Here is a 1,452-nt window from a genome sequence, read left to right as displayed (position 1 = left end):
GTGGTGGACATGCTTATCTCTTTCCTTATACTTTGTTTCGCAACTTTAGTATATCAGATAAGCTTGTCTTTTTTTGTTGCACCCCATTTTACAACGGAGCAAGTGAATTTTCTAAATATATCCATTTGAAAATAAATAGCCCAGCTCATTCGAGCCGAACTATCTGTTGAAATTAATCCTCCACCTTGTGAAGCAATTTATCCTTGAAGTAATCGAAGTAGGTCTTCTTATCAATAACGGTGACTGTCTTTCCAGTCATCCCATACTTGACCAGCTTGCTGTCCTTCTTGGACAGCTTGACCTTGGCTGTGACCTTGAAGAGGTTGCCCTTCTTGGTCGTCGTGGCCGATGCAGCGACACTATTGATTTTCCCTTGGACGGTCAGTTTATCATTGCCTTTCTTTTCAAGCGATAAACGGGTCGTTTGGCCCTTCTTCATGGAAACAACATCGTCAGATGAGACGTAGTAGGTAATTAAGACGGTTTTCGTCTTTTGAATATCAGGATAGATTTGGGCAATTTCTGACCACTTAGGAAGGATATTGAGGCCATCATACTTACTGTTAGTATGGATCACTCCTGACTCAGGAGCAAAGAGGGAAACGTGGTCTGTTTCTTTTTTATCCTCTGAATCTCGGTCTTTTTTCTTTTTCTCCTTCTTCTTCTGGTCTTTTTTCTCCCGTTTCTTCCTTTCCTTTTTGGAAAGCTTTTTATACTTTTTCTTTGTTTTCTTCTCTTCCTTTTCTATTTCCTTGTCTAGGCGGTCATTGCGGTCCTTGATTGTATTCTTTTGGGCATCCTTTTGTTCTGGTTCCGCATTCTCTGTGTACTGCACCAAGAGGTCACCCTTATCAACCTTAGTGTTGTCGTCTAATTTATTTTGTGCAATCGATGTGTCACTAACAGACTGGATAACGGCCAATACCTTTGTTGGCGCCACTTCACCTTGAGAAATCACTGTGATTTCCTTTTTGGCAAAGCAGAGGAAAACACCAATGAAGATAATCAAGATAACCAAGGGCACAATAAGAACAGTCGCAAAATTATGGTAGCGACGACGGTAAAATTCCGCACTTTCAAGTAATTTTGGATTCATGTTAGATGCCTCCCTTAGTTAAACAGTGTGTAGTAGAAGCCCTTATTAGCCAAGAGTTCCTTATGGCTACCTTCTTCCACAATCTTTCCTTGGTCCATGACGATAATCCGATCTGTCCTTTGCGCGATACTCAATCGGTGGGCCACAAAGATAACGGTCTTATCGGTCATGGTCATGAGGTTATCAACAATTTTCTTTTCCGTCAGGACATCCAAACTGCTGGTGGCCTCATCCAAAATTAAGACAGGGGCCTGAGTTAGGAGGGCACGGGCCAACGCAATCCTTTGCTTCTGACCGCCTGAAACCCCAGCACCGTCAGAGAGTTCTGTTTGGTAACCAAGAGGCATCTGCTCAAT

General features: G+C 42.5%; 2 protein-coding genes. Both read right to left on the bottom strand.

Annotated features, from left to right (window positions below; genetic code table 11):
- Nucleotides 1–172: 172 nt before the first annotated feature.
- Nucleotides 173–1,096: an HlyD family efflux transporter periplasmic adaptor subunit gene (locus BS63_RS0110270; RefSeq protein ID WP_002961554.1), complete on the bottom strand. Its 924-nt coding sequence runs from the start codon at nucleotides 1,094–1,096 to the stop codon at nucleotides 173–175.
- A 14-nt stretch (nucleotides 1,097–1,110) separates the two neighbouring features.
- Nucleotides 1,111–1,452, bottom strand: a 342-nt coding sequence (locus BS63_RS01000000111160; protein ID WP_032798621.1) for an ATP-binding cassette domain-containing protein, incomplete at its 5' end; no start/stop codon positions are given.

It is taken from the genome of Streptococcus sobrinus DSM 20742 = ATCC 33478, from assembly GCF_000686605.1.
GTDB classification, from domain to species: Bacteria; Bacillota; Bacilli; order Lactobacillales; family Streptococcaceae; genus Streptococcus; species Streptococcus sobrinus.
Note: the sequence above shows the minus strand (reverse complement) of the source record. Positions and strands in the feature narration are given on the sequence as shown.

What these genes read in the sequence shown, in the direction of transcription:
- BS63_RS0110270 (WP_002961554.1), bottom strand. Translation starts at nt 1,096, where the DNA reads ATGAATCCAAAATTACTTGAAAGTGCGGAATTTTACCGTCGTCGCTAC.